The organism is Propioniciclava soli (assembly GCF_014858005.1).
Classification (GTDB): domain Bacteria; phylum Actinomycetota; class Actinomycetes; order Propionibacteriales; family Propionibacteriaceae; genus Propioniciclava; species Propioniciclava soli.
On sequence record NZ_JACYOT010000007.1, the window covers coordinates 160,438 to 178,840 of the forward strand.

An 18,403-nucleotide genomic window follows, 5' to 3' on the forward strand; every position below is an offset into this window, starting at 1 on the left:
CGGGTGTGACCAAGATACTTGTGGTGCAAGGTACCCGGTTGTACCGTGGTTCCATGAGCCGACCCGATCCACGCGCCACCCAGCTCCGCCGCGGTGTCGTCGAGCTCGCCGTGCTGGGGCTGCTCGCCGACGGGCCGCGGTACGGCCAGCAGATCGTCGACGAGCTCGCCGGCCTGCCGGGCCTGGCCCTCACGGCCGGCACGGTGTACCCCCTGGTCTCCCGCCTGCTCAAGGCGGGGGAGATCGCGTCGACCTGGCAGGAGTCCCCGGTCGGGCCGCCCCGCAAGTACTACCGCCTCACCGCGTCCGGGCGGGCCTCCCTGGCCTCCCAGACGGCCGCGTGGCGCCAAGTGCGCGATGCGGTCGATCACATCCTGAAGGAGTCCCGATGATCACCTCGTTCACCGATCTCACCCCGGCCACCCGTGGCGCTGCGCTCGCCTGGCTCGACGCCGCCACCGCTCCCCTCGACCCCGAGCTGGCGGACGCCGTCCGTGACGAGTTGGCCGCGGCCCTGTGCGCCGAACTGAACCCCGAGGCCACCCCCGCGGACGTCGCCGCGTTCGCCGCAGCCGTCGGCCCGGTCGGCGGCGAGGAGGGTGACGATCGGCCCGGCACACACCCCGGGGTCGGAACCTTCGCCGGCATCCCCTACGACGTCCGGCCCCCGACGGTCGATCGGCTCAAGCGTGCCTGGTGGAACCCGGCCAGCGACCGCCTCTGGAGCCCGCGGGTCTTCGGCGCCGGGTGGGATCTCAACGCCGGTGCACTGGCCGTCCGCCTGGGCCTGATCGAGCCCGATGCCGAGGATGAGCCCTTCACCCACACCCCCGACGCCGCGCTCACCGCCGGTGCCGCCGTGCCGCTGGCCCTGGCGGCATCGGTGGTGGCGCACTACGCCGTCCGCGGCCGGTCGCTCCCGGCCGAGCTGCCCGCCCACTGGAACCTCTGCGGCACGCCCGACCGCTGGACGCCGAAGCGCCGCGCCGCGACCACCGATCTGGCTCTCGCGGTGACCGCTGCCGGGGCGGCGGTGGCAGGGGTCGCGGGCCGCCGGCCCCGCCCGATGCGCGCCGGGACGCTCGCCGCCACCTCCGGGGCCGCTGCGCTGGCCGCCGGCCTCACCGTGGCACGCAGCCTGCGCGGTGGGTGGTGGATCGGGCCGGGCCTGGCCGCGCTGGTCCTCGGAGCCCCGGCGGCCGTCCTGGTCGGCCTCGCCCGCGCCGGACGCGCCGGTGAGCAACGTCGCGACCTCGGCCGAGGCGGCCTCGGCCGGCGGGGCGGCGCGGCGTGACGCGGGTCGTGTGGCGCCGCGTCGCCCTGTTCTACGGCATCGCCCTGGCGGGCCCCGTTGCCATCGCGCTCCTGGTGCTCGCGACCGGTCAGCAGTGGGGCGCCGGGCCGGTCACGATGCTGCTCGGGGCGGTCACGATGCTGGTCCCGCTCCTCGCGGGCTGGGTCACCGAGCGTGTGGCCGGACGCCCCCACCTCCTCACCCGGGGGTGGGCAGCGTTCAAGACGCGGCCCGGAATCGCGATCGCCCGCATCGTCGGGTGGGCCGCGCTGGTCTACGCCGCCGTCGTGGCCGCGCTGTTCGGCGTCGCGGCGCTGGGATCATCGCTCGCCGTGCCCGGCATGGGCCGGTGGGCCACCCCGGCCGAGGTGGGGGATGCCATCGCCGCCCTCGCCCCGGTGGGTTCCACCACCCCGCCCGAGCTTGCTCTGCCCGTCGGCGTCCTGGTGGCCCTCGCGATCGGCCAGGGCCTCCTCGCCGGACTCACCGTCAACGCCGTGTTCGCGTTCGGCGAGGAGTACGGCTGGCGCGGCGTCCTGGCCGAGGAGCTCGCGCCCTTGGGCCGCGTCCGGGCGACGCTGCTCACCGGCATCCTGTGGGGGCTGTGGCATGCGCCGCTGATCGCCCTCGGCCACAACTACGGTGCCGACTGGGGGTGGGGCGTCCCGCTGTTCTGCGCGATCACGGTGCCGTTGGCCTTCCTCCTCACCTGGGTGCGGGAGCGGTCGGGGTTCGTCTGGGCGGCCGCGATCGTGCACGGCGCGTTCAACGGGGTGGCCGGCATCTTCATGTTGGTGCTGGTGGACGCCCACCGGCTGGTCGCGCCGCCGGTCGGGTTGGCGGCGGCGCTGGCCCTGGGGGTGGTCGCGGCGGCGCTGTGGGCCGTCCCGAGGCGCTCAGGCGGGCAGGATCAGTCGGCCAGGCCGTAGAGCCGGTCGCCGGCGTCGCCGAGGCCGGGCACGATGTAGCCGTGCTCGTTGAGGCGCTCGTCGACGGCCGCCACCACGAGGGTGCAGGGGACGCCGACGGGGTCAACCAGGCGGCGCATGTTGTCGATGCCCTCCGGGGCGGCCAGCAGGCAGATGCAAGTGATGTGGTCGGCGCCGCGATCGACGAGGAACTGCACGGTGCCGCCGAGCGAGCCGCCCGTGGCGAGCATCGGGTCGAGCACGTAGCACTGGCGGCCCGAGAGATCCTTCGGCAGCCGCTCGGCGTACGTGAACGGCTCCAACGTCTCCTCGTCGCGCACCATGCCGACGAACCCGACCTCGGCGGTCGGCATGAGCTTCATCATGCCCTCGAGCATCCCGAGGCCCGCGCGCAGGATCGGCACGACCAGGGGCACCGGGTGCGACAGCTGGATGCCCCGCGTGGTGGTGACGGGCGTCGTCACCTCGACGGTGTCGACCCGCACCTCGCGGGTGGCCTCGTACGCGAGCAGCGTGACGAGCTCCTCCGCGAGGGCGCGGAAGGTCGGCGAGTCGGTGTCGACGTCCCGGAGGAGTCGGACCTTGTGGGCGACCAGTGGGTGATCGGCGACGATGAGTTCCACAGGTGCATTCTTGCAGATGACCACCGTGCGAAGCGGGGCCGAGTCTGACACGATGGGCTGTGCCGGAAGGGGGCGCCATGCCAGATCGTGACGACGAGTACGACGCCGAGCTCGCCGAACGCGGTGACGATCGCGCCGGGCTCGACGACGTCGATCTCGATCCGTTGACCGACGCCGCCGACGACCTCGACGAGGACGATGACGACGACGACGTGGACGACGAGGACGAAGACGACGACTACCCCGACGACGCCACCGAGGACGAGATCGACCTGGTCGTAGCGCTCTACCGCGAGGAGGGCGTGCCGAGCGCGCTCGCGCTGCCGGTGGAGCTGGCCAACGATCTCGACGGGCTGATCGAGGAGCTGCGCCGCGTGCCCGGTGATGCCGGCGCGGTCGGCGTCGTGGCGATCGAGAACGAGTTCTTCGTGTTCGTCCGCGTGCGCGGCAAGGTCGTGCAGGTGCTGTTGAGCGACTCCTTCGCGGCCCACGACTGGCCGATCGCGCGGGACGTGGTGGACTTCCTGGCCCTCGACCTGCCCGAGGACGAGGACGACTCCGAGCCCATCGGCGACCTCGATCTGTTCGCCGACGTGGGCGTCTCCGAGCTGGAGGTCGAGGCCTTGTGTGAGGATCTCGACTCCGAGCCGTTGGAGGTCGTGGAGGCGATCGCCGAGAAGCTCGGCTACGCCCAGCCCTACGACCGGGTGGCGGCCGAGTTCGACCTGTGACGGGCGGCCGCCGCTGGCAGCCGGCGATGGCGCGGGCGTTGGACGCCGCCCGCGCGGCCGGGGCGGCCGGTGACGTGCCGATCGGCGCCGTGTTGGTCGGCCCCGACGGCGTCGAGCTGGCCGTGGCCGGCAACGAGCGCGAACAGACCGGCGACCCCACCGCCCATGCCGAGATGCTCGTGCTGCGCCGGGCCGCGCCGGCACTGCGCGACGGGTGGCGCCTGGCCGACTGCACGCTCGTGGTCACGCTCGAGCCCTGCGCCATGTGCGCCGGTGCGCTGGTCAACGCCCGGGTGGGGCGGCTGGTGTTCGGCGCGTTCGATCCCAAGGCGGGGGCCGTGGCGTCCCTGTTCGACCTCGTCCGCGACCCCCGGCTCAACCACCGCGTCGAGGTGGTCGCCGGGGTCGAGGCGGACGCCTGCGCCGCGGTCCTGCAGGACTTCTTCGCCGGCCATCGCTGACTGCGACGGGAGACGTGGGCGGCGTCGGTCTCGCCGGCCCCCACGCCTGCCCGATTGGCCCCCACCGGGGATCGCGCGCTAGCCTTTTCCGCGGTGGCGTGTCCGAGCGGCCGAAGGAGCGCGCCTCGAAAGCGCGTGTGGGTTCTGCCCACCGTGGGTTCAAATCCCACCGCCACCGCCACGGGTGAAGGCCCTGAAGCCGCAGGTCAGACCGGGTTTCAGGGCCTTTCGCCTCTCACCGTCCGACCCGTTGCCCCTCGACCTCGACGGGCCGACGCCGGCGCCCGTCGTCGCCGGACTGTCACACGGCACCGATATCCTCCGCCCAAGGAGGGTCGCGATGAGCCTGGACGACATGTTGCTCTTCGGAGCCGCCGTGGTCGTCGCCGCGGCGCTCGCCGCCCGGCTGGGCTCGCGCCTCGGGTTGCCGTCGCTGCTGTTGTTCCTCGGGCTCGGCATCGCCCTGGAGGTGGTCGGCGTCCGCATGACCGACGCCGGCCTCGCCCACGCCCTCGGCTTCGCCGCCCTGGTGTTCATCCTGGCCGAGGGCGGGTTGACGACCCGCTGGGTCGACATCCGCGGCTCGCTGACCGTGGCAGGCCTGCTCGCCACGGTTGGGGTCGGCACCTCCATCGGGCTGGTGGCCCTGTTCTGTCACCGCGCCCTGGGGATCGACTGGCCAAACGCCGTGCTGATCGGCGCCATCACGGCGCCCACCGACTCGGCGGCGGTGTTCTCCGTGCTGCGCGGGCTGCCCCTCCCGGCGCGGGTGCGCGCGGTGCTGGAGGGGGAGTCGGGCCTCAACGACGCCCCCATCGTCCTGCTCGTGGCGGCGGCGACCGCGTGGTCGCTCGGCGAATTGCCCGAGGCCGGCCCGGCGGCCCTCGCCGGCACCATCATCCTGGAGCTGGCCGGGGGCATCGCGTTCGGGGCGGTGATCGGCTACCTCGGCGTCCGGCTGCTGCGCTCGGTGGCGCTGCCGGCGTCCGGGCTGTACCCCCTGACGATCATGGCCGTCGTCGTGCTCGCGTACGGCTTGGGCGTGGTGGCGCACGTGTCGGGATTCGCGGCGGTCTACGTCGCCGCCGTGCTGCTCGGCAACGGCCACCTGCCACACCGCAACGCCACCCGGTCGTTCGCCGAGGGTGTGGGCTGGATCGCGCAGATCGGCCTGTTCGTCATGCTGGGCATGCTCGCCAGCCCCGAACGGCTGACCTGGCGGATGGTGGGCGAGGGGCTGCTGATCGGCACGGTGCTCACCTTCGTGGTGCGGCCGATCTCGGTGGCCGTCTGCGCGACGTGGTTCAAGGTGCCGTGGCGCGAGCAGGCGTTCATCGCCTGGGCCGGGCTGCGCGGTGCGGTGCCGATCATCATGGCCACCGTCCCGCTGGCCGCCGGCGCACCCGGCGCCGAGACGATCTTCGAGGAGGTGCTGGTCTTCGTCGTCGTCTTCACGTTGCTCCAGGCGCCCAGCCTGCCGTGGGTCGCCCGCGTGCTCGGCATCACCGGGGACGACTCCGGCGCCGACATCGAGGTCGAGGTCGCCCCGCTCGACCGCGCGCAGGCCGATTTCATGACGATCCGTGTGCCGGAGGCCTCGCGGCTGCACGGCGTCACCATCAAGGAACTGGGGCTGCCGAAGTTCACCGTCGTCGCCGTGATCATGCGCGACGGACGCCCCATCTCCCCGGTGCCGCTCGACCGGATCTGCGAGGGGGACGAACTCATGGTGGTGGTGCCGGCGCGGCAGCGGGACGCCGTCGAGCACCTGTTCGGCGCCATCGGACGCGGCGGCCGGCTGGCCCGGTGGGCGGAGGAGGGGGACGACGGGGACTGACCCCACCACGTCAGCCCTCGCTGTTCACCACCGTGATCTGGGCGAGGCATGCCTGCTCGTCGGGCAGCGGCGCGCTGAACGTGACGCCCGTCGCGGCCACGGGCTGTTGGGCGCCGATGATGACGTCCACGGTGGCGTTGTCGCGACCATCGGCGCGGAACGGGATGTCGGTGAACGCCTGCCGCACGAGCACCACCTCGGGGGCCTGCTCGGAGCTGCCGACCACCTCGGAGACCTCATGGTCGGTGGTGGGGGCGTTCGTGGTGCGGTAGACGTTGAAGCCGTCGGCGCGCAGCAGGGCGGCGAGGCGGCGGGCCAGGCCGCTGGTCGGCGTCCCGTTCAACACCTGCACGTAGACGCGATCGGGCGTCAGCTCGGGGCCGACGTTGGTCGCCACGCAGGCGGGCAGCGCACGTTCTTCGATGGGCTCGCGCACGGCGTCCCACGCCCAGCTGGCCGCCCACGCGACGAACGCGACGAGCAGCAGCAGCGTGACGGGCGTCTTCAGTGCCCGCACCACGGTCTGCGCGTCCATTCGGTCTCCCCTCGGCGTCGCGTCGGGCCAGCTTAGGCGAGTTCGAGGACGCGGGCGTGCACCGACTGGCGCTGCTGCAGCGCGGCGCGCAGGGTGCGGTGGAGGCCATCCTCGAGATAGAGGTCGCCCTGCCAGGCCACCACGTGGGCGAACAAGTCGCCGTAGAAGGTCGAGTCCTCCTCCAGGAGGGCCTCCAGGTCGAGCCACCGCTTGGTGGTGACGAGCTGGTCGAGCCGCACCTGTTGGGGCGCGATCTGGGCCCACTGCCGGTGGGTGTACCCGTGGTCGGGGTAGGGGCGCTCCTCACCCACGCGCTTGAAGATCACGCCTGACAGTCTAGGCCCATGCGCGGCGTTACCCTTGGGCCATGAGTGACGCCCTCGAGGCCATCCGGGCCGGTTACACGTTCGACACCCCGTCCGTCGAGCTCGGGGTGCTCGTCGACGACGGCGCCCCGGTGCCCGACGTGCCCATCCGGTTGTCACTGTCGATGTTGAACCGCCACGGCCTGGTGGCGGGCGCCACCGGCACGGGCAAGACCAAGACCCTGCAGCTGATGGCCGAGCAGATCAGCGCGGCCGGCGTCCCGGTGTTCGCCGCCGACATCAAGGGCGACCTGTCCGGCCTCGCGGCGCCGGGGGAGACCTCGGAGAAGCTGCTCGCCCGGACGCAGGCGATCGGGCAGGACTTCACCCCCCAGGCATGCCCGGTCGAGTTCTACGCCCTCGGTGGCGAGGGCGTCGGCATCCCGCTGCGCGCCACGGTCAGCTCGTTCGGCCCCTTGTTGCTGAGCAAGGTGCTGGGGCTCAACGACACCCAGGAGAGCACGCTCAGCCTGGTGTTCCACTACGCCGACACCCAGCGGCTCCTCCTGCTCGACCTCAAGGACCTCGGCGAGCTGCTGGCGTTCCTCACTTCCCCGGAGGGCAAGCAGGAGCTCTCGGGCCTGGGCGGGGTGAGCAAGGCGACGGTCGGGGTGATCCAGCGCCAGCTCAGCGCGCTCGCGGCCCAGGGCGGCGACACGTTCTTCGGCGAGCCGGAGTTCGACACCGCCGACCTGCTGCGCGTCGACGCGGACGGCCGCGGGCTCATCTCCCTGCTCGAGCTGCCCGACCTGGCGAGCCGGCCCGCGCTGTTCTCGACGTTTCTCATGTACCTGCTCGCGGAGCTCTACCAGGAGCTGCCCGAGGCCGGCGACCTCGACCGGCCCAAGCTGGTGTTCTTCTTCGACGAGGCGCACCTGCTGTTCGCCGACGCGTCCAAGGCGTTCCGCGCCTCGGTCGAGCAGACGGTGCGCCTCATCCGCTCCAAGGGCGTCGGGGTGTTCTTCGTCACCCAGACGCCGCGCGACGTGCCCGAGACGGTGCTCGCGCAGCTGGGCAGTCGCGTCCAGCACCAGCTGCGGGCCCACACGCCCAACGACGCGAAGGCGCTGCGGGCCACGGTGAACACCTACCCGAAGACGGAGTACGACCTCGCCGAGCGCCTTCAGGCTCTCGGCATCGGCGAGGCCATCATCACCGTGCTCAACCCCGACGGCGCGCCCACGCCCGTGGCCTGGACGCGCATGCGCGCACCCCAGGCGTCCATGCAGCCGTGGGAGGCCGCGACCATGGCGGCCGCCGTCGCCGCGTCACCGCTCCAGGCCACCTACGGCACCGCGGTCGACCGCGAATCGGCCTACGAGGTGCTGAAGGCCCGGCTCGACGCCGGCGCCCAGGCCGCGCGGCGCGAGGAGGAGGAGCGGACCCGCCGGCAGGAGCAGGAAAGGGCGGACGCCGCGGAGCGGGCAGCCGATCGGACGGCCGAACGTGCCGCCCCGCGCTCGCGGCGGCAGGAGAAGTCGCTGTTCGAGCAGATCACGTCCAACACGATGGTGCGCCAGATGGCCCGGACGGCCGCGCGCGAGATCACCCGGTCGATCTTCGGCACGGGTCGACGGCGGTGACGGCGCCGGCAGCGGGGCGGCGCACCGTCCTGGTCACCGGTGGGACGCGCGGCATCGGCCGCGCCATCGTCGCCGCCCTGGCGCCGGGCTGGCGGGTGCTGGTCGGCGGCACGGACGCCGACGCCGTCGCCCGGGTGGTCGCCGAGGTGGCCGCGGAGTGCCCGGACGCCGCCGGTTTCGTCGCCGATCTGGCGGACGCCGACGCCACGGCCGCCGCCGCGGCGGGCATCGACCGGCTGGACGCCGTCGTCCACAGCGCCGGGGTGCTCGCGTACGGGCCGGTGGCTGAGGCGTCCCGGGAGGAGTGGCGCCGCGTCCTGGAGGTCAACGTCGTGGCCGTCGCCCACCTGACCGGGGAACTGCTCGGGGCGCTGCGGGCGGCGCGCGGCCACGTCGTCGTGATCAACTCCGGTTCGGGGTTCAACGCCGGGGCGGGCTCGGGGGTCTATGCGGCGTCCAAGTTCGCGGTGCGGGCGTTCGCGGACGCCCTGCGCGCCGACGAGCGGGGCCGGATCCGGGTGACGTCGGTGCACCCCGGCCGGGTCGCGACCGACATGCAGGTGGCGCTGCGCGAGGCCGAGGGCGAGACGTACCGCGCCGAGGACTATCTCACCCCCCAGGCCGTCGCCGACGCTGTCGCCGGCGTGCTGGCGTCCGAGGCGTCCGCGTCGGTGGACACCCTGTCGATCCGGCCGTCGGGGCTGGCGTCCGACTGAAGGGGCCTCCAACCACACCGAACGCCCGCGCGGTGGCGCCGATGCGCCTAGGATCGGGGGGCAACAAGGCCGTTCCCGCGGCGAACCCGCCCGCACATCGACGTTCCGCGTCTCCCCCGCCCCGCACCGCGAGGGGCGACGCCGAGGGCGTCCGCCCGGGTGGGGCCGAGGGACCAGACGAAGGAGTCTCACGTGGACAGACGCACGTTCCTGGCCCTCGCCGGCGGGGCCGGAGCCGCCGCGGGGCTGGCGGGGTGCACGCCCCTCATCGGCTCCCCGGAGGAGGGGAAGGTGATGATCTTCTCCCTCAACCAGACCACGGACCACCCGTCATACGCCGCGCTCAACGCGTGGAACGACGACCTGGCGGCGGTCACGGGTGAGCGGTGGGGGATCGACGTGTACGCCAACGCCACCCTGGGCGGCCAGCAGGAGGTGGTGATGCTGGTGGGCGACGGCGCGGTCGACATGGCCGTGATCTCCGGCACCGCCCTGGAGAATCTGAACCCCGACTACCGCACGATGAACCTGCCGGGCGTCTTCGACGGCATCGATCACCAGGTCGCCGTCACCAACAACCTCGCGATCATGGGCGAGCTGTACTCCTCCCTGGAGGAGTCGCACGGCATCACGGTGGTCGGCATGTTCACCCAGGGCGCGCGCAACCTGTACACGACTGCCCCCGTCGAGACGCCCGAGCAGCTTTCCGGCATGCGGATTCGCGTGCAGGAGTCCGACGTGGCGATCGACATGATCAACGCGATGGGTGGCGCGGCGACGCCCATGCCGTACGGCGAGGTGTACACGGCGCTGCAGTCCGGCATCCTCGACGGCGCCGAGAACAACGAGGTCTCCTACGTCACCCAACGTCACCTGGAGGTGGCGCGGCACTACACGCTGACCGCCCACCAGGTGGGCCTCGATTTCATCGTCGTGCACAGCGGTCTGCTGGCCGGCATGCGGCCGGCGGACGCCGAGGCATTCCGGGCGTCGTGGCTGCGCGCGTCCGCGAATCACACCCAGCTGTGGAAGGACGAGACCGCGGCGGCGACGGAGCAGATGCTCGCCGAGGGCGTCACGATCCACGAGATCGACCGCACGCCGTTCGTCGAGCGTCTGCAGCCCGTGGCCGAGCGCTACCTGACCAGCGACGTCGCCCGCAGTCTGTACGAACGCATCCGGCAGGAGGCCTGAGATGGAAGCAGTGAAGCGCGCGCTCGACACGGTGTTGGGGTGGTTCTGCATCGCCCTGTTCACCGCGCTCGTGGCGGTGGTGAGCTGGCAGGTGTTCACCCGCCAGGTGCTCGCCTCGCCCTCGACCTGGTCGGCGGTCGCCGCGCAGTACATCTTCGTGTGGCTGGCGCTGTTCGGCTCCGCCTACGTGTTCGGGGAGCGCGGCCACATCGCGATCACGTTCATCATCAACCGGTTCGGCCGCTCCGGACGCCGCGGCGTCGACATCTTCGTCCAGCTCTGCACGCTGGCCCTGGGGATCTTCGTGTTCGTCTGGGGTGGGCTGCGGGCCGTCGGCATCACGTGGGACCAGAACGTCTCGGGCCTGCCCTTCACGGTCGGCCAGATGTTGATCGCGCTGCCGGCCGCCGGCGTCCTGGTCGTGTTCTACGCGGTCTACTACCTGGTGGAGCTGTTCTCCGGGCGCGAGTTGGAGCCGGAGCCGGTCGATCCGGAGGGCAGCGTCCGCGGCATCGAGGATCTGGACGAGCCGTCGATCGCCCCCGCCCCACCCCGGGAGGACCCTCACCATCCGGGGCCGGTGACCGGCCCCGGCCGAGGCGGACGTGGGACGCCCCGCGACGCGTCCGGAGCCACCGCAGCGCCGAAGGAGAACTGACATGTCCGCCGCCCTGCTCGCGGGGATCATCCTCGTCGTCTGCATCGTCGTCACCCTGGCCCTCGGCGTCCCGATCTCGGTGTCGGTCGGGCTGTCGAGCTTCCTTGCGCTGGCCGCCGTGCTGGGCGCCGAGAGCGCCGTGTTCGTCGGCAGCCTGCAGATGTTCACCGGCATCAACTCGTTCACGTTGCTGGCGATCCCCTTCTTCATCCTGGCCGGATCGCTGATGAACTCCGGCGGCATCGCCGGGCGCCTGATCGACGCGGCGAAGGTGCTGGTGGGCAAGATGCCCGGCGGCCTCGCGGCCACGACCGTCGTGTCGAACGCGTTGTTCGGGTCGGTGTCGGGGGCGGCGGTCGCGTCGTGCGCGGCGGTCGGCAAGGTGATGATCCCCCGCATGGAGGCCGACGGCTACTCGCGTCCGTTCGCGACCGCGACCACCGTGGCGTCCGCCCCGTCGGGCATGCTGATCCCGCCGTCGAACACGCTGATCGTGTACTCGCTGGTGTCGTCCACCTCCATCGCCGCGTTGTTCATGGGCGGCTACGGGCCGGGCATCGTCTGGATGTTCGCCTGCTTGGCGGTGGTGGGGTGGTACGTGTTCCGCAAGCCGGAGCTGCGCGCCGCGAAGAGCCACGAGAAGCTGACCCTCGCGGTCGCGCTGCGGGCGCTGTGGCGGGCCGTCCCGTCGCTGCTGATGATCGTGATCGTGATCGGCGGCATTTTGACGGGCGTGTTCACCCCGACGGAGTCCGCCGTGATCGCGGTGCTGTACTCGCTGGTGCTGGGCTTCCTCTACCGCGAGATCACGCTGGCTGACCTGCCGGCCATCATCCTGGACGCCACCCGCACCACGACCATCGTCATGCTGCTCATCGGCGTCAGCTCGATCATGAGCTGGGTGATGAGCTACTCGAAGATTCCCGAGGGGGTCGCAAACGGCATCCTGGGCCTGACCGACAACCCGACGGTCATCCTGATCCTGATCATGGTGATCCTGCTGATCCTCGGCACGTTCATGGATCCGACCCCGGCGATCCTGATCTTCGGACCCATCTTCCTGCCGATCGTCTCCGAGCTCGGGATCCACCCCGTCCACTTCGGCATGATGATGGTGTTCAACCTGTGCCTCGGCACCATCACCCCACCGGTGGGCACGGTGCTGTTCGTCGGGGCCCGCGTTGGCGACATCGCGGTGGAGCCCGTGGTGCGCCAGCTGCTGCCGTACTTCGCGGCCCTGGTGGTCGGGCTCTTCCTGGTGGTGTTCGCTCCCGGACTGTCGATGTGGCTGCCGGAGCTGATGGGTCTGGTCTGACCTGCGCCGCTTCGGACGCCGCCCAGTTGGGCTGAGTGGGGGGCGGGGCTCACGTGGCGCAGCTGGCGACCACTTGGCGCAGTGGAGCTCACGTGGCGCAGCTGGCGATGACGTGGCGCAGTGGACCTCACGTGGCGCAGCTGGCGATGACGTGGCGCAATGGAGCTCACGTGGAGGGTCTTGCACGGGCCCCCAGGTGAGTGGCACTGCGCCAGGTGGAGTTGGGGTGCGCCAAGTGAGCAGCACGGCGCCACGTGGAGTTGGGGTGCGCCAGGTGAGCAGTACGGCGCCAGGTGGAGTTGGGGTGCGCCAGGTGAGCTGCATGGCGCGAAGTGGGGGTGCGGCGTCCTGTCTCACGACAGGGAGGAGCAGCGCGGACAGGGCGGCGTCCACAACAACAGGGACGCGACGGCAACGGCAGGGAGGCGTCAGCATCAGCAGTACTACCAGTCGTTCTTCACCGAAGGGCTGGCCAACACCGCACCCACGTCCGGCACCACGGAGGCCGACTTCGTCTCCGGCGCCGTGCCGATGTTCATCTCCGGGCCGTGGATGATGTCCTCGGTCGAGAACCTCGGCGGCGAGGGCTTCGCCGACCAGTACGCGGTGGCTGAGATGCCGACCAAGGTGACGAACGCGTCCTTCATCGGCGGTTCCAACCTCGCAGTGTTCAGCGCGAGCGAGAACCGGGACGCGGCCTGGAAGCTGGTCGACTACCTCACCCAGGAGGAGACCCAGATCGAGTGGTTCGACATGACCTCGGACCTGCCGTCGGTCCAGTCCGCTTGGGACGACGCCGCCCTGCAGTCCGATGAGAAGCTCGCCACGTTCGGCGCGCAGCTCGAGACGGCCTACGCGCCGCCGGCGATCCAGACGTGGGAGCAGGTCGCGAACGCCTTCGATGCCGAGGTCGAGCGCGTCACGATCACGGGGTCGGACGCCGCCGCAGGCCTGTCCGCCCTGCAGCAGGAAGCCACCTCGATCGGCATGGGCTGATCGGAATGGCCGCCTCCGCTCCCGCAGCCGCGGGGGCCCCGCGCAAGCCTCGCTCGCGTTCCGTCACCCGGCGGAACGCGAGCGAGGCCCGGGCGGGCCTCCTGCTCGCGACACCGTTCCTGCTGCTCTTCGCGGTCTTCACCGTGTGGCCGGTGCTCCAGTCGATGTTCATGAGCTTCACCGACACCCGGATCACCGACATCAGGACGCCCTTCGCGGTGAACTTCGTCGCCTTCGACAACTACGCCCAGGCGCTCAGCGACCCGGTGTTTCGCCGGGCCGCGCTCAACACCGCGATCTTCGTGGTGGTCGGCGTCCCCCTCACCATGGCCGCCGGTCTGGCCGCCGCCGTGGCGCTCGACAAGGGCATCACCCGCTTCCGCAGCGTGTTCCGCATGGGCTTCTACACCCCGGTCGTCACGAGCATCGTCGCCGTCGCCGTCGTGTGGCGGTTCCTGCTCGAACCCGATCGCGGGCTGGTCAACAACGTGCTGGCCTGGGTGGGCCTCGACGGGCCGAACTGGCTCGGCGACACCCGCACGTCGCTGCTGTCCCTCATCGTCATGGCGGTGTGGCGCAACTTCGGCACCAGCATGATCATCTTCCTGGCCGGCCTGCAGGCGGTGCCGTGGTCGCTGCACGAGGCGGCGATGCTGGACGGGGCGTCCCCGTGGCGCCGCTTCCTCAACGTGACCCTGCCGATCCTGCGGCCCACCTTGTTGTTCGTCATGGTCACCACCACGATCGGCTATCTGCAGTTCTTCGAGGAGCCGTTCGTGATGACCCAGGGCGGCCCGCTCAACTCGACGCTGTCGGCGTCCATGTACACCTACCAGCAGTTCGGCTTCGGCAACTACGGCCTGGCCGGCGCGATGGCGTACCTCACGTTCCTCGTGATCGTGGTCGTGACGATCATCCAGTTCCGCATCACCCGGGAGTCATGATGCAGCGCACCCGTGCCCGAGCCTGGCTCTACGTCGTGCTGACGATCTTGTTGCTGATCGTCATGACGCCTTTCCTCTGGATGGTTCTCGGCAGCCTCAAGTCCCAGGCGGAACTCCTCCAGGTGCCGCCCACCTGGCTGCCCGAGAATCCCTCGCTCGACAATTTCACGCGCCTGTTCGACCGGCTTTCCTTCGGTCGCTACTTCTTCAACTCCACCTTCGTGGCGGTGTGCGTGACGGCGGGCAACCTGCTGTTCTGCTCGATGCTCGGCTACGCCCTGGCCCACCTCAGTTTCCCGGGCAAGAAGATCATCTTCGGCGCCGTGATGGGCACCCTGATGATTCCGGGCCTGGTCGTGTTCATCCCGCAGTTCGTGCTCGTGGTGAACCTCGGCCTGGCCGACACCCTGGCCGCGCTGATCCTGCCGTTCCTGGTGGGGCCGTTCGGCGTCTTCCTCATGCGGCAGTTCTTCCTCGGCCTGCCGCGCGACCTGCTGGAGGCCGGCCGCATCGACGGGGCGAGCGAGCTCGGGATCTTCTTCCGCATCTTCCTGCCCCTGGCCGGCCCGGCCATGGCGACCCTGGGGATCCTCACGTTCCTCGCGTCCTGGAACAACTTCCTCTGGCCGCTGGTGGTCGCCGCCACCGAGCGCACCTACACCCTGCCCGTCGCCCTGGCGCTGGTCTCGACGGGGCAGAACCAGACGGACTACGGCCTGCTCCTCGCGGGTGCGTGCGTCGTGGTCCTGCCCATCCTGCTGGTGTTCCTGTTCTTCCAGCGCTTCTTCATCGAGGGCATTGCCAGCACCGGCATCAAGTGATCCCACCCATCCGCACGCAGTCACATCAAAGGAGACAGACATGAGTGCACTCCTCACCCGCCGCACCCTGCTGGGCGCCGCCGCCGGCGCGGGCGCAGCCATGGCGCTCGGCGGGACGCCGGCGTCCGCCAACCCCGGGGGCCGTGGCCGTCCGGGCCGCCACGACGCCCAGCTGATGCGGTGGGCGTCCGACACCTGGACCTCGATCGCCGCCATGGCCGACGAGAGCACCGGGTTGGTGGCCGACAACATCGACGCCGACCTGACGACGCGCAGCGGCTACACCTCGCCGACCAACATCGGCGGGTACCTGTGGAGCTGCGTCGTGGCCCGCGACCTGCGCATCATCAACCCCGGTGAGTGTCGTCGGCGGATCGCGCGCACGCTCGCGACGCTGGATCGGATGGAGAAGCACGAGCCCAGCGGCATGTTCTTCAACTGGTACGACGAGGCGACCGGCGACGTCCTGCGGGTGTGGCCCGACGACGGCAACGCGGTGCACCCCTTCGTCTCCAGCGTGGACATGGGGTGGCTCGGGGCGGCGCTCTACCTGGTCGCCCAGGCCGATTCGTCGAACCGCAAGGCGGCGCTGCGCCTGTACGACGCCATGCGGTGGGACATCTTCTACGACCGGGGCTGGTGGCGGCCCGGCGGTGCCAACTATGGCGGTTTCTGGGTGGAGGATCCCGGCCGCTCGGACGCCGGCCTGCTGCCGCCGACGACCGGTGAGGGTCCCGATCTGTGGTACCACGTGGGCCACCACTACGACACGGCGATCTCCGAGGCGCGCATGGTGAACTACCTCGGCATCATCCGGGGCCAGATCCCGCCCGAGGCCTACTTCGCCACCTTCCGCACCTTCCCGCCGGACTGGGACTGGCAGGAGATGCCCCCGGTCGGGCAGCGGGAGGAGTACGTGGGCATCCCCGTCTACGAGGGGGCCTACACCTACCGCGGCATGCACGTGGTGCCCGGTTGGGGCGGCTCGATGTTCGAGGAGCTCATGCCGGATCTGTTCGTGCCCGAGGCGGCCTGGGCGCCGAACAGCTGGGGCCAGAACCATCCGCTGCACGTGCGGGCCCAGCGCGAGCACGGTCTGGACGACGCCCGCTACGGCTACTGGGGCTTCTCGCCGTGCTCGAACCCCGCCGGCGGGTACCGCGAGTACGGCGTCGACGCCCTCGGCCTGAACCCGGACGGCTACTTCTCCGACCAGGAGCGCACCAACTACGACTGGCGCAACCCGCCCACGGCGTACGGCGACGGGGTGGTGACGCCCCATGCCGCCTTCCTTGCCATGATGTACGAGCGGGACGCCGCCATCGCCAACCTCACCCGGTTGGAGGCGAACTTCGACGCCTACGGCCCCGGCGGCTTCCACGATGCCGTCGCCGTGCGCAGCGGCCAGGTGGCCCACCGGCACCTCTCGCTCGACCAGTCAATGATCATGGGTGCGCTGGGCAACGTGATCCGGCCCGACGGCATGCGGCGCTGGTTCGCCACCACCGAGGTGGAGCGCGCGCTCCGCCCCGTGATCGGCCTCGAGTCGTTCAGCGCGGAGGCCTGAGGTGAGCGCGAGGCCGACCGGAACCGCCACGCCCGCCTGGCGTGACCTGAACCACAACGGGCGCATGGATCCCTTCGAGGATCCGTCGCTCGGCATCGAGGAGCGGGTGGACGACCTCCTGCCGCGCCTCAGCGCTGAGGAACTGGTCGGCCTCCTGTTCCACACCGTCATCGAGTGCGGGCCCGACGGCACCCTGCTGGACGGGCCCGGACGCATCGCCAAGTCGGCCACCCGCGACGTCGTCGTGGGCAAGGCGATGAACCACTTCAACGTGCACGCGCTGGCCGACGCGCGCACGGCGGCGGCGTGGAGCAACCGGCTGCAGGAGCTGGCCTGCGAGCAGCCCCACTCGATTCCGGTGACCATCTCCACCGATCCCCGGCATGCGGCGGCCCAGAACGCGGGCACGTCGTGGGCGTCGGTGTTCTTCTCCCAGTGGCCCGACCCGATGGGGCTGGCGGCACTGGACGACCTCGAGCTCATCGGCACCTACAACGACATCGTCCGGCGGGAGTACGTCGCGGTCGGCATCCGCGCCGCGCTCCACCCGACGGCCGATGTGGCGACCGAGCCGCGCTGGGGCCGGCAGCGCGAGACGTTCGGCCAGGACTTCGCCCGGGCCACCGCCTTCACCCGAGCGGCGGTGCGGGGGCTGCAGGGGGAGGCGCTGGGGCCCGGCTCGGTCAGCGCGACCACCAAGCACTTCCCCGGCGGCGGCCCGCAGGCCGGCGGTGAGGACGCCCACTTTCCCTACGGCCGCGACCAGGTGTACCCCGGCGGCCGGTTCGCCGACCACCTCGAGCCCTTCCGGGCCGCCATCGCGGCGGGGACGGCGGCGATCATGCCGTACTACGGGCGTCCCATCGGGCTGAGCATCGACGGCGAGGCGATCGAGGAGGTCGGCTTCGGCTACAACCGGCAGATCCTCACCGGGTTGCTGCGCGAGCAGCTGGGGTACGACGGCGTCATCCTGAGCGACTGGGAACTGGTCAACGACAACCACGTGGGCGATCAGGTGCTGCCCGCCCGCGCCTGGGGCGTCGAGCACCTCGACCCCGCCGAGCGCATGCTGCGCCTGCTGGACGCCGGCATCGACCAGTTCGGCGGCGAGGAGTGCACCGACCTGTTGCTCGCCCTGCTGGCCGAGGGACGCGTCACGCGCGAGCGCCTGGAGGCGTCCGCCCGGCGGTTGCTGCGGGTGAAGTTCGCGCTCGGCCTGTTCGACGACCCGTTCGTGGACGTCGACGCCGCCCCGGGCCTCGTTGGGGCCCCGGACGCCGTGGCCCTCGGGCTGCGGACCCAGGCGCGCTCGGTGGTGCTGGCCGCCGTGGGCGACGCGCTGCCGCTGCGCGCCGGGGTGCGGGCGTACTGCGAGGGGCTGGACGCCGCCGCGGCGGCCGGGCACGTCACGGTCGTCGAGCGACCCGAGGACGCCGACGTCGCCCTCGTCCGGCTCCGGGCGCCGTTCGAGCCGCGGTCCGACCTGTTCCTGGAGCAGTGGTTCCGCGCGGGGAGCCTCGACTTCCCTCCCGGCCTGGCCCACCGGCTCGGTCGGATCGCCGCCCACTGCCCCCTCGTGGTGGACGTCTCCGCCGACCGCCCGGCGGTCTGCACCCCGCTGCTCGCCGTGGCGGACTCCCTGACCATGACGTTCGGCGTCTCCGACGCCGCCTGGCTCGATGCCGTCACCGGGCGCGTGCCCCCGGAGGGACGCCTGCCGATCGACCTCCCGTCGTCGATGGACGAGGTCCGGGCGTCGGCCGAGGACGTCCCCGGTGACACCCCCCACGCGCTCTTCCGTGCCGGGCACGGGCTCCGACTCCCCACGAGGTGA

General features: G+C 71.5%; 19 protein-coding genes and 1 tRNA gene. 17 read left to right on the forward strand and 3 right to left on the reverse strand.

Annotated elements, in window-relative coordinates; genetic code table 11:
• Positions 1-53: 53 nt before the first annotated feature.
• The 3 genes from IFY26_RS09570 to IFY26_RS18195 are packed head-to-tail and all read left to right on the forward strand — an operon-like array spanning position 54 to position 2,223.
• Positions 54-392, forward strand: coding sequence for a PadR family transcriptional regulator (locus IFY26_RS09570; protein WP_232548781.1), 339 nt, complete (start codon positions 54-56; stop codon positions 390-392).
• On the forward strand, positions 389-1,294 hold the full coding sequence (locus IFY26_RS09575; protein WP_232548782.1) for a DUF1648 domain-containing protein: 906 nt from the start codon (positions 389-391) through the stop codon (positions 1,292-1,294). Before IFY26_RS09570 ends, IFY26_RS09575 begins: the two co-directional genes overlap by 4 nt.
• Positions 1,291-2,223: a CPBP family intramembrane glutamic endopeptidase gene (locus IFY26_RS18195; protein WP_232548783.1), complete on the forward strand. Its 933-nt coding sequence runs from the start codon at positions 1,291-1,293 to the stop codon at positions 2,221-2,223. Before IFY26_RS09575 ends, IFY26_RS18195 begins: the two co-directional genes overlap by 4 nt.
• On the opposite strand, the gene upp is transcribed toward IFY26_RS18195, so the two are convergent.
• The gene (upp, locus tag IFY26_RS09585) at positions 2,205-2,846 is read right to left on the reverse strand and encodes a uracil phosphoribosyltransferase (protein ID WP_232548784.1); all 642 of its coding nucleotides are present in this window, start codon (positions 2,844-2,846) and stop codon (positions 2,205-2,207) included. The genes IFY26_RS18195 and upp overlap by 19 nt on opposite strands.
• A gap of 77 nt (positions 2,847-2,923) precedes the next feature.
• On the opposite strand from upp, the gene IFY26_RS09590 reads away from it, so the two are divergent.
• From IFY26_RS09590 to IFY26_RS09605, 4 genes are all read left to right on the forward strand, one after another.
• Positions 2,924-3,577, forward strand: coding sequence for a tRNA adenosine deaminase-associated protein (locus IFY26_RS09590; protein WP_232548785.1), 654 nt, complete (start codon positions 2,924-2,926; stop codon positions 3,575-3,577).
• A gap of 26 nt (positions 3,578-3,603) precedes the next feature.
• Complete coding sequence (locus IFY26_RS09595) at positions 3,604-4,038, forward strand: nucleoside deaminase (RefSeq protein WP_232548846.1); 435 nt, start codon at positions 3,604-3,606, stop codon at positions 4,036-4,038.
• Between the two features lie 92 nt (positions 4,039-4,130).
• Positions 4,131-4,219 (forward strand) — tRNA-Ser (locus IFY26_RS09600).
• A gap of 159 nt (positions 4,220-4,378) precedes the next feature.
• Positions 4,379-5,875, forward strand: coding sequence for a potassium/proton antiporter (locus IFY26_RS09605; RefSeq protein ID WP_232548786.1), 1,497 nt, complete (start codon positions 4,379-4,381; stop codon positions 5,873-5,875).
• A gap of 10 nt (positions 5,876-5,885) precedes the next feature.
• Here the strand turns inward: IFY26_RS09605 and IFY26_RS09610 are convergent, their stop codons facing one another.
• Positions 5,886-6,410 carry a LytR C-terminal domain-containing protein gene (locus tag IFY26_RS09610; protein ID WP_232548787.1) on the reverse strand — a complete coding sequence of 175 codons (525 nt, stop codon included), beginning with the start codon at positions 6,408-6,410 and terminating at the stop codon, positions 5,886-5,888.
• Between the two features lie 32 nt (positions 6,411-6,442).
• Positions 6,443-6,736: a type II toxin-antitoxin system VapB family antitoxin gene (locus tag IFY26_RS09615; RefSeq protein WP_232548788.1), complete on the reverse strand. Its 294-nt coding sequence runs from the start codon at positions 6,734-6,736 to the stop codon at positions 6,443-6,445.
• Between the two features lie 41 nt (positions 6,737-6,777).
• Here IFY26_RS09615 and IFY26_RS09620 point away from each other — a divergent pair, with 41 nt between their 5' ends.
• The 10 genes from IFY26_RS09620 (at position 6,778) to IFY26_RS09665 (ending at position 18,403) form a co-directional block, all read left to right on the forward strand.
• Positions 6,778-8,358 carry a helicase HerA-like domain-containing protein gene (locus IFY26_RS09620; RefSeq protein WP_232548789.1) on the forward strand — a complete coding sequence of 527 codons (1,581 nt, stop codon included), beginning with the start codon at positions 6,778-6,780 and terminating at the stop codon, positions 8,356-8,358.
• Positions 8,355-9,074, forward strand: a complete 720-nt coding sequence (locus IFY26_RS09625) for an SDR family oxidoreductase (protein ID WP_232548790.1) — start codon at positions 8,355-8,357, stop codon at positions 9,072-9,074. The genes IFY26_RS09620 and IFY26_RS09625 overlap by 4 nt, the downstream gene beginning before the upstream one ends.
• A 192-nt stretch (positions 9,075-9,266) precedes the next feature.
• Entirely contained in the window at positions 9,267-10,268 is a 1,002-nt protein-coding gene (locus IFY26_RS09630; protein ID WP_232548791.1) for a TRAP transporter substrate-binding protein, read from the forward strand.
• Position 10,269: 1 nt separating this feature from the next.
• Entirely contained in the window at positions 10,270-10,926 is a 657-nt protein-coding gene (locus IFY26_RS09635) for a TRAP transporter small permease (protein ID WP_232548792.1), read from the forward strand.
• 1 nt (position 10,927) lies between these two features.
• Positions 10,928-12,241 carry a TRAP transporter large permease gene (locus IFY26_RS09640; protein ID WP_232548793.1) on the forward strand — a complete coding sequence of 438 codons (1,314 nt, stop codon included), beginning with the start codon at positions 10,928-10,930 and terminating at the stop codon, positions 12,239-12,241.
• 159 nt (positions 12,242-12,400) lie between these two features.
• Positions 12,401-13,237, forward strand: a complete 837-nt coding sequence (locus tag IFY26_RS09645) for an extracellular solute-binding protein (protein ID WP_232548794.1) — start codon at positions 12,401-12,403, stop codon at positions 13,235-13,237.
• A gap of 5 nt (positions 13,238-13,242) precedes the next feature.
• Positions 13,243-14,181 (forward strand): carbohydrate ABC transporter permease, encoded by a 939-nt coding sequence (locus IFY26_RS09650; RefSeq protein WP_232548795.1) that lies wholly within the window; start codon positions 13,243-13,245, stop codon positions 14,179-14,181.
• Positions 14,181-15,002 (forward strand): carbohydrate ABC transporter permease, encoded by an 822-nt coding sequence (locus tag IFY26_RS09655; RefSeq protein WP_232548796.1) that lies wholly within the window; start codon positions 14,181-14,183, stop codon positions 15,000-15,002. The genes IFY26_RS09650 and IFY26_RS09655 overlap by 1 nt, the downstream gene beginning before the upstream one ends.
• Positions 15,003-15,042: 40 nt before the next feature.
• A complete protein-coding gene (locus IFY26_RS09660; RefSeq protein ID WP_232548797.1) occupies positions 15,043-16,569 on the forward strand; it encodes a glucoamylase family protein in 1,527 nt (508 codons plus the stop codon).
• Positions 16,570-16,633: 64 nt separating this feature from the next.
• The gene (locus IFY26_RS09665) at positions 16,634-18,403 is read left to right on the forward strand and encodes a glycoside hydrolase family 3 protein (RefSeq protein WP_232548798.1); all 1,770 of its coding nucleotides are present in this window, start codon (positions 16,634-16,636) and stop codon (positions 18,401-18,403) included.

Bases quoted from the DNA above. Each gene is read 5' to 3' on its own strand.
- IFY26_RS09575 (WP_232548782.1), top strand. From the start codon at position 389: ATGATCACCTCGTTCACCGATCTCACCCCGGCCACCCGTGGCGCTGCG.
- IFY26_RS09665 (WP_232548798.1), top strand. From the start codon at position 16,634: ATGGATCCCTTCGAGGATCCGTCGCTCGGCATCGAGGAGCGGGTGGAC.
- IFY26_RS09635 (WP_232548792.1), top strand. From the start codon at position 10,270: ATGGAAGCAGTGAAGCGCGCGCTCGACACGGTGTTGGGGTGGTTCTGC.
- IFY26_RS09595 (WP_232548846.1), top strand. From the start codon at position 3,604: ATGGCGCGGGCGTTGGACGCCGCCCGCGCGGCCGGGGCGGCCGGTGAC.
- IFY26_RS09610 (WP_232548787.1), bottom strand. From the start codon at position 6,410: ATGGACGCGCAGACCGTGGTGCGGGCACTGAAGACGCCCGTCACGCTG.
- IFY26_RS09570 (WP_232548781.1), top strand. From the start codon at position 54: ATGAGCCGACCCGATCCACGCGCCACCCAGCTCCGCCGCGGTGTCGTC.
- IFY26_RS09645 (WP_232548794.1), top strand. From the start codon at position 12,401: ATGGAGCTCACGTGGAGGGTCTTGCACGGGCCCCCAGGTGAGTGGCAC.
- IFY26_RS09660 (WP_232548797.1), top strand. From the start codon at position 15,043: ATGAGTGCACTCCTCACCCGCCGCACCCTGCTGGGCGCCGCCGCCGGC.
- IFY26_RS09590 (WP_232548785.1), top strand. From the start codon at position 2,924: ATGCCAGATCGTGACGACGAGTACGACGCCGAGCTCGCCGAACGCGGT.
- IFY26_RS09605 (WP_232548786.1), top strand. From the start codon at position 4,379: ATGAGCCTGGACGACATGTTGCTCTTCGGAGCCGCCGTGGTCGTCGCC.
- IFY26_RS09655 (WP_232548796.1), top strand. From the start codon at position 14,181: ATGCAGCGCACCCGTGCCCGAGCCTGGCTCTACGTCGTGCTGACGATC.
- IFY26_RS09640 (WP_232548793.1), top strand. From the start codon at position 10,928: ATGTCCGCCGCCCTGCTCGCGGGGATCATCCTCGTCGTCTGCATCGTC.
- IFY26_RS09620 (WP_232548789.1), top strand. From the start codon at position 6,778: ATGAGTGACGCCCTCGAGGCCATCCGGGCCGGTTACACGTTCGACACC.
- IFY26_RS09650 (WP_232548795.1), top strand. From the start codon at position 13,243: ATGGCCGCCTCCGCTCCCGCAGCCGCGGGGGCCCCGCGCAAGCCTCGC.